This window comes from Candidatus Symbiopectobacterium sp. 'North America' (assembly GCF_015762685.1).
GTDB lineage: Bacteria > Pseudomonadota > Gammaproteobacteria > Enterobacterales > Enterobacteriaceae > Symbiopectobacterium.
This window is the reverse complement of sequence record NZ_PEHF01000105.1, coordinates 1-6,559: the sequence shown is the minus strand read 5'-3', so window position 1 is coordinate 6,559 and position 6,559 is coordinate 1. Positions and strand designations below refer to the sequence as shown.

11 protein-coding genes and 2 pseudogenes are annotated in these 6,559 nt (G+C 50.1%); all 13 read left to right on the top strand.

Going from position 1 to position 6,559, the window contains the following annotated elements; genetic code table 11:
- Positions 1-1,202, top strand: a pseudogene (locus CS369_RS22370) (transposase); the annotation flags it as partial.
- Positions 1,203-1,262: 60 nt separating this feature from the next.
- On the top strand, positions 1,263-1,712 hold the full coding sequence (locus tag CS369_RS24320; protein ID WP_244665195.1) for a Mu transposase C-terminal domain-containing protein: 450 nt from the start codon (positions 1,263-1,265) through the stop codon (positions 1,710-1,712).
- Between the two features lie 36 nt (positions 1,713-1,748).
- Positions 1,749-2,642, top strand: coding sequence for an AAA family ATPase (locus CS369_RS22365; RefSeq protein WP_196908760.1), 894 nt, complete (start codon positions 1,749-1,751; stop codon positions 2,640-2,642).
- Between the two features lie 14 nt (positions 2,643-2,656).
- Complete coding sequence (locus CS369_RS22360) at positions 2,657-3,031, top strand: hypothetical protein (RefSeq protein ID WP_196908759.1); 375 nt, start codon at positions 2,657-2,659, stop codon at positions 3,029-3,031.
- 21 nt (positions 3,032-3,052) lie between these two features.
- Positions 3,053-3,286, top strand: a complete 234-nt coding sequence (locus tag CS369_RS22355) for a hypothetical protein (protein WP_196908758.1) — start codon at positions 3,053-3,055, stop codon at positions 3,284-3,286.
- 6 nt (positions 3,287-3,292) lie between these two features.
- A complete protein-coding gene (locus tag CS369_RS22350; protein ID WP_196908757.1) occupies positions 3,293-3,496 on the top strand; it encodes a hypothetical protein in 204 nt (67 codons plus the stop codon).
- Positions 3,486-4,137, top strand: a pseudogene (locus CS369_RS22345) (DUF3164 family protein). Before CS369_RS22350 ends, CS369_RS22345 begins: the two are co-directional and overlap by 11 nt.
- Before the next feature lies 1 nt (position 4,138).
- Positions 4,139-4,330, top strand: coding sequence for a hypothetical protein (locus CS369_RS22340; protein WP_196908756.1), 192 nt, complete (start codon positions 4,139-4,141; stop codon positions 4,328-4,330).
- A gap of 82 nt (positions 4,331-4,412) precedes the next feature.
- Complete coding sequence (locus CS369_RS24950; RefSeq protein WP_307833751.1) at positions 4,413-4,514, top strand: DUF2786 domain-containing protein; 102 nt, start codon at positions 4,413-4,415, stop codon at positions 4,512-4,514.
- A complete protein-coding gene (locus CS369_RS22335; RefSeq protein ID WP_307833750.1) occupies positions 4,511-5,122 on the top strand; it encodes a hypothetical protein in 612 nt (203 codons plus the stop codon). Before CS369_RS24950 ends, CS369_RS22335 begins: the two co-directional genes overlap by 4 nt.
- A 1-nt stretch (position 5,123) precedes the next feature.
- Positions 5,124-5,339 carry a hypothetical protein gene (locus CS369_RS22330; RefSeq protein ID WP_196908755.1) on the top strand — a complete coding sequence of 72 codons (216 nt, stop codon included), beginning with the start codon at positions 5,124-5,126 and terminating at the stop codon, positions 5,337-5,339.
- Positions 5,336-5,782 (top strand): hypothetical protein, encoded by a 447-nt coding sequence (locus CS369_RS22325; RefSeq protein WP_196908754.1) that lies wholly within the window; start codon positions 5,336-5,338, stop codon positions 5,780-5,782. Before CS369_RS22330 ends, CS369_RS22325 begins: the two co-directional genes overlap by 4 nt.
- Positions 5,779-6,414, top strand: a complete 636-nt coding sequence (locus tag CS369_RS22320; protein ID WP_196908753.1) for a hypothetical protein — start codon at positions 5,779-5,781, stop codon at positions 6,412-6,414. Before CS369_RS22325 ends, CS369_RS22320 begins: the two co-directional genes overlap by 4 nt.
- Positions 6,415-6,559 lie beyond the last annotated feature (145 nt).

Below are 6,559 nucleotides of genomic sequence, written 5' to 3'. Positions count from 1 at the left end.
GCCCGGCAGTGCTCGACCAGAAAACTGCCGAACTGACGCAGAAACAACGCGATATCGCCGATGCCCGCATGGTGCTAGCTGTTGAAGTGCTGCGTCTCGAAGATACCGGCCTGTCACGTATTAAGGCGATTAATTTTATCTGTGACCGGTCACGCTCAAGTGATTTACCTGAACACCTGCAAAAGTACGTTGACCTCGCTAATGCCCGTAAGGGGCAGCGCGTCGGCGTCAGTGTTCGTGCGCTCAATCAGTGGGTTGTTGACTGTCTGAGAGCCAAAAACAGTTCGGAGCGTCTGGCACTTTTAGCCCCCGGACATAAAAAAGCCAAACAGCCGGAACAGGTCGCCTGGGTGCCTATGTTTATGGCGCATTACCGTAACCCTAATGGCCCCACTGTTGCAGAAGCCTATAAAGACTTTTGCGCCGAATGGATGCATCACTATGCAGATCAGCCAGCAATGCGTGATGCTATCCCCTCTATTCATGCCGTTTATCGGGTGATGGACAAAATGCCAAAAATTGTACGCCAACGAGGCCGCGTGACGGGTTCAGCCATGACCGCCCTGCAAACCTATGTTAAGCGTGACTGGTCTGTGATGCCTGTTAATGGCGTCTGGATCGGTGACGGCCACAGCATGAAAATGAAGGTTTCCCACCCTGACCACGGACGCCCGTTTACGCCTGAACTGACGCTGGTTATCGATGGTCGCACCCGTTATGTGGTCCGCTGGAGCCTGGCGCTGGCCGAAAACACGCTGGCGGTTGCCGATGCGCTGCGTCACGGCATAGAGCGCCACGGCGTGCCGTTGCTGTATTACTCCGATAGTGGCGCAGGTGAAACGGGCAAACTGCTGGATGCCGATATCACCGGTATTCCGGGGAACCCACAGGCACGCGGCATCATCGAACGCCTGAACAAGGAGATCCCCGCCCGCATCGCCCGTAAATTTGCCACCTATAACGGCAAGTCAGCAGACAAAGAAACCGCGCGTATCACCAGTCGAGCGATTGATTCTGCAATGAACGCACTGAATCAGAACAAGCCGTTAAACGCGGTGCAGAAATCTGCGATAGCCAAACTGCCAAGCTGGAGCCAGTTGATTGATGCGATTGAAGATGAAATCACCGCATACAACACGCAACACCGACATAGCGAGTTACCCCTACGCGCCGCAGGTGGACATTACACCCCCGCCGAGTAGCGCGCCGAACTGCTGGCCGACGCCGAGATTGACCGTTTATCCGAAGCCGAATTGCGCGAAATGTTCCGCCCACAGGTCAAGCGCACCGCGCAGCGCGGTTGGCTGTCCATTTTTAACAACCAGTATTTTGCCGAGGAACTGGGTCAGCTCAATGGCAAAGAGGTTCTCGTTGCGTTCGACATTCACGACGCCTCAAGCGTCACCGTTCGCCGGCTGGATGGCTCCTTTGTCTGCACTGCCATCGTCAACGGTAACACGCGTGCAGCATTCCCTGTAGATTACATCGAGAAGGTTCGCAAAGACCGTCACAGCCGCCGTATGGCGCTTGTTAACAGGAAAGCGGAGGAAATCGACGCCGAGCTTCACCCTGTTCGCACTATCGAGCAGTCGCCCGATTTTGGTGCGTTGCTGCAAGGGGATATCGGCCAAATTAATGATGACCGGGAACCGCTGTTTTTATTTGAGTCTGAGCGCGAAGACTATTTGCGCCAGAAAAATAAAGCCGTCTGACGGCAACCAGACGGCCTTAGAGACTGGAGAACATAAATGGCCATTAAAGAGCAGTTAGTCGAACTGATGGAGCGCAAGGGGTTAACACAATCTCAGGTGGCGCGTGCCATCGGGAAAAGCCCTGCGGTAATCAATCAATACCTGCAAGGTAAATATAACGGTCATGTTGACGGCGTCAACCAGGTTGTGACTGATTTTATTGAGCGTATGCGTGAAAAGGACAAATTAAAACGCATTGAGGCGCGTTTCGTGTCCACATCCACGTCACGTAAAGCGCTGGAGATTATCCGCCTGGTGCACGTTGATGCCGAAATCAACGTGATTTATGGCGAGGCCGGACTCGGTAAAACAATGGCGCTGAAAGCGTATGCGGCTGATAATTCAACGGCTCTTCTCATTGAAGTCGACCCGAGCTATACCGCCCGCGTTCTGCTTGAAGAGATTTGCTCCCGGCTCAACCTGTCCACACGCGGCAACATGCATGAGCTGTTTGAGCTGTGCGTCAACAAGCTGCGTGACTCGGGCTATCTGTTGATGATTGATGAGGGCGAGTTATTGCCGCATCGCGCACTGGAGGTGCTGCGCCGTATCCATGACAAGAGCGGGATAGGCATCGTTTTGGCCGGAATGCCGCGCCTGATTCTGAACCTGAAAGGTAAGCGCGGCGAGTTCGTGCAGTTGTACAGCCGCGTCGGGTTTGCCCTGAATATCGGCAACGCCTTAGCGCAGGATGACACCGACGTTATCGCGGAAAATCTGATACCGGAGGCATTCAGCCCCGAAATGGGTGCGGTTCTCTATAAGGATAGCAAAGGCAATGCACGGCGCTTATTTAAATTACTGCGCGGGGTAGTCCGCACCAGTCATATCAATGACCGGCCTGTCAATATTGCGACTGTCCGCCAGTTTGCTGAAATGCTGATTAATTAACGGGAATTATAATCATGGATATTAAAGCAATAGCGCTTAAAAAAGAGACTCTCGCCCTGCGTCGCATCACCAGCAATGTGATGGCTAATGGAAGAATGCGCGACAACGTTTACCTGATGGATACGGAGGGCGGCAAAGGTTTCTGTATCAGCATTGATGTGTATTTGATGATCTGTGATGCGCTACGCTTACCGTGGCATGACCTTCACGGCGATTCGTTGCGATTCAGCATTCAGGGGGCGGCTACGCCAGCGGCGTTTCGCCAGGCTTACCGCCTGATGCGTATTTACCTTAAGGGGGAGCCTGTATTTCTTCCGGGAGGCTACCGTTGTCTGTTGGATGATTTGGGCTTGATAAAGAGAAATACCACGCTTTGTGTGAAATGCTGATTAGTTAATGAGGTTTTTATTATGTGCCAGTTACCTATTAATAACCCGGAATTAATAAAACCCATTAATCGACTGATGCGCTCTGGAATTAACGTCGTGGAATATCATGCCAAATTCCGTCGCTCGGTCATCGTTGTTGACCGCCCCTTTATTGCCTGGGAAAAGAGCGCGGTTGATATAACTGAAACCCTCAACGGTGTGCAGCGCAATGTCAAAATGACGGTATGGCGCGGTATGCATGTGATATGGAGATAAAACGCAATGGCAAAGGTGGTAATTACGATCACTGATAAAGCGCGTGGTATTGATGTGCAATGTCAGATAGAGCCAGAGAACGGAGATAGTGGTCTGGCTCAAACGGTAGCAATAGCGGTCGGTGCGGGACTGGCTGGTCACGTTAATGAGAAGGTTTTAAAAGCGATTCATTCAGCAAATATTAAAAGAGGAAAGACTCATGTTCATTAATAGTCCGTCATTTCAGCAGTTCACCAAAGCGGCCAACGTGCCTCCCGGATACTGTGTTGATGCAAAAAGTGCATTTATTCCCGTTAAAATATTGAAAAATATCGATATGGTGCGTGATCAGCTAGTCGGTGAAATTATCACCAAGGCTATCGAATTGAATCGCCTCATGGCGCAATTTAAAGAGTCTACTTTTGCCGATGTTGCGGCGTTCGTAGACCTGTCAGCTAGCGAATACGATGTAAAGCTTGGTGGGGAAAAAAGGAAATGTGACACTCCATAGCTTTGACGGTCAATACAAGATCCAGCGAGCGATGGCGGAGCGGTTGGCATTTGATGAGCAGTTGCAAGTAGCTAAAGGCTTGATTGATGAATTACTGGAAGAGTGGACGGAAGATGCTCGCCCTGAATTGAAAGTGCTGGTCAACCGTTCATTCTCGGCTGACAAAGAGGGTGTTGTGAGCACATCGGCAGTGTTGGCGCTGCGTCGGTATGACATTAATGACGAGCGCTGGCAAAAAGCCATGCTGGCTATCGGAGAGGCGATCCAGGTTGTTGCTACCAGCGCATATATCCGGGTGTATGAGCGCGTTGGTGATACTGACCAATACCGACCTATTCCGCTGGATATTGCGGGGGTGTGACGTGAACGCCGTTGAGTTTAATAAAAAGCATGAAATCGGGGAGTCATTTATCCATCATGCACACCCTGCTTTACGCGGTGGTCATGTGGTTAAAACCGTCGATATCGCCCGTGATTTTAATTGTGGTGCGATTGTTGAAATTAATCAAGAGCCATATTTCGTCAAAATAAATACGTTAAAACCTGCAAGCTAATTTAAACCGAAATTAAAACCTCTTTAAACATGGCGTAAACCCGCAGGGACTGGCTTACGCCTAAATCTGGAGTTCGCTCATTATGAGTAATGAAAAATATCTCAACAAAATTAAAAAACTGCTGAATCTGGCACGGCGGAGTACCAATGCTAATGAAGCCGCCAATGCCATGAGCCAGCAATGATGCGCCAGCATGGTTTAACTGAAACTGACGTTGATTTGATGGCGATTAACGAAGCTGGCAGTAAAACAGCGCCCTCCAAGGCACAGAAAACGCCTAAATATATGGCCGGGTTAATGCAACTTATTTGTGATGCTTTTGGTGTACAGAGTTATCTGTCCTTTAAACGTGACTTTCTCGGTGGTCGCCAGAATACCATTATTTTTTACGGCCCGAATGAGCGCCCACAAATTGCGGCTTATGCGTTTGATGTTTTATCGCGTCAGATGATGAAAGCTCGGCGTGAGTTTTCTGCCAGTCAGCGCAAGGGTATTAAACAGAGTACCAAAATTACCCGCGCAGACACGTTCTGTGAGGACTGGGTATTGGGGGTCTGGCAGGTGATTGATTCGTTTGTTGTCACTGATACAGAAGCTACGTTGATTTCGGCCTATCACCATAAGTTACAGCAGCGTATCGGGATTAAAACCGGGGAGCTAAGGGACGCAAAAAAAGCGCGAGGAACCGAAGATGCACGCTCTGCGGGTTATGTCGCCGGTAAGAATGCCAATTTGCATCATGCGGTTAACGGCTCAGGAGCCGTTGCGCCAGCAAGACTCGGAAAGGTGTGATATGGCAATCGTGAACGGTTGTAAATACCTGGATAACGGCGCAAGGCGTATTTACCGCCTGAATAATGGGACTCAGGTAAAAGAACGCCCGGCACTGCCGGGAAAATCCCGATTTGAGTTTTACGATGCACGCGGTAATCGCATTTATAAGCTATCAATTCAACGGGAAATGAAACAGGCCATTGAGCGCCATAAAAAATTGTGGAGGCTGTCATGAGTAATATTCGCGCTAATTTGCATCTGCTGGATGACTTTATTGCCAATAACCCCGATTTAGGTGAGCGGTGGCTCAATTTGCTGGCTAATTGCCGCGACGAGTTGCTGGAGCTGCGCTCGAAAGTTGGCGAACTTGACCAAAGGATTATCGGTGTTGTTGGGAATGAAAGAGTTGGTTGCCGTCTGAAAAAATTCGAACCCGGGGAGATTATAGTAACGGCCAGTCTGGAGTTGCTTCATGAGTTAGCAGGGAGCGTATTAACACAAGATGTGACTCTCAGCTGTGTGGGTGGCTATTGGCGTGTTTCACTATTTGTTGATTTCCCGGATTGTGAAACACCGGCAGGTGCAATGTTCCAACTGTCCGAGTGTCTGATGCGCTTAGGTCTGGCGGCTCAGATTTCCCCTGAAATGGAGCAACGGCTGGAGGCGCTGACGGAATGAAAACTATCGATGAGGTAAAGGTTCGTTTTCTGGATAACGTGAGTGGCCACCTAATGACGATCCATCGTGATGATGGTCTGTATCGACATGTGCAGTTTTCCCGTCCCGGCACTAACTGCTATCGATTCGACCTGATTACATGGCCGGGCTATTTGTGCGTTACCGGTGATGTGGGATGCTGGACGTTCAGCCGCATCGCCGATATGTTCGAGTTTTTCGCCTGTAATTTTGATCGCGGTATTAATCCCGGTTATTGGGCTGAGAAGCTACAGGCAGGGGCAGGCTGCTCTTACCAGAAATTGTGTTTCGAATGGGATCACGGTGCGTTTATGACGGCTCTAAGAGAATGGCACGAAAACTGGCTGGATGAGGGGCAAAACGAGGATGATAAGGAATCGGCTGAAGATTCCATCGGTGTTATCAAAATGAATTCCGAGGATGCGCATTCTGCATGGCGAGCGTTGGAGGATGCCGATCTACCTGGAATTGACATCTATGATTTTGCGGATCACAGATTTGAAACGCATACGACTCACTACCTTTGGATCTGTCATGCGATTGTTTGGGGCATCCAGCGCTACAACGCTAGTAAACAATCTGCGCAGGCGGAAGTAACCAATGACCAACCTTAACAAGAAATAGCAGGCAGCGGCGCGTAAGCGCCACCAGCGTGCCCGACAGACTAATAAATTCGGGCAGTACAGACTGGAGCTGATGTTATCTGACCGTGAATTGCAGGTGCTGGAAGAGAACTGTAAACGCCGTAATCCGGGTCGG

Excerpts from the sequence above, each read along its gene's own strand:
- CS369_RS24320 (WP_244665195.1), top strand. The coding sequence starts at position 1,263 with ATGTTCCGCCCACAGGTCAAGCGCACCGCGCAGCGCGGTTGGCTGTCC.
- CS369_RS22365 (WP_196908760.1), top strand. The coding sequence starts at position 1,749 with ATGGCCATTAAAGAGCAGTTAGTCGAACTGATGGAGCGCAAGGGGTTA.
- CS369_RS22360 (WP_196908759.1), top strand. The coding sequence starts at position 2,657 with ATGGATATTAAAGCAATAGCGCTTAAAAAAGAGACTCTCGCCCTGCGT.
- CS369_RS22355 (WP_196908758.1), top strand. The coding sequence starts at position 3,053 with ATGTGCCAGTTACCTATTAATAACCCGGAATTAATAAAACCCATTAAT.
- CS369_RS22350 (WP_196908757.1), top strand. The coding sequence starts at position 3,293 with ATGGCAAAGGTGGTAATTACGATCACTGATAAAGCGCGTGGTATTGAT.
- CS369_RS24950 (WP_307833751.1), top strand. The coding sequence starts at position 4,413 with ATGAGTAATGAAAAATATCTCAACAAAATTAAAAAACTGCTGAATCTG.
- CS369_RS22335 (WP_307833750.1), top strand. The coding sequence starts at position 4,511 with ATGATGCGCCAGCATGGTTTAACTGAAACTGACGTTGATTTGATGGCG.
- CS369_RS22330 (WP_196908755.1), top strand. The coding sequence starts at position 5,124 with ATGGCAATCGTGAACGGTTGTAAATACCTGGATAACGGCGCAAGGCGT.
- CS369_RS22325 (WP_196908754.1), top strand. The coding sequence starts at position 5,336 with ATGAGTAATATTCGCGCTAATTTGCATCTGCTGGATGACTTTATTGCC.
- CS369_RS22320 (WP_196908753.1), top strand. The coding sequence starts at position 5,779 with ATGAAAACTATCGATGAGGTAAAGGTTCGTTTTCTGGATAACGTGAGT.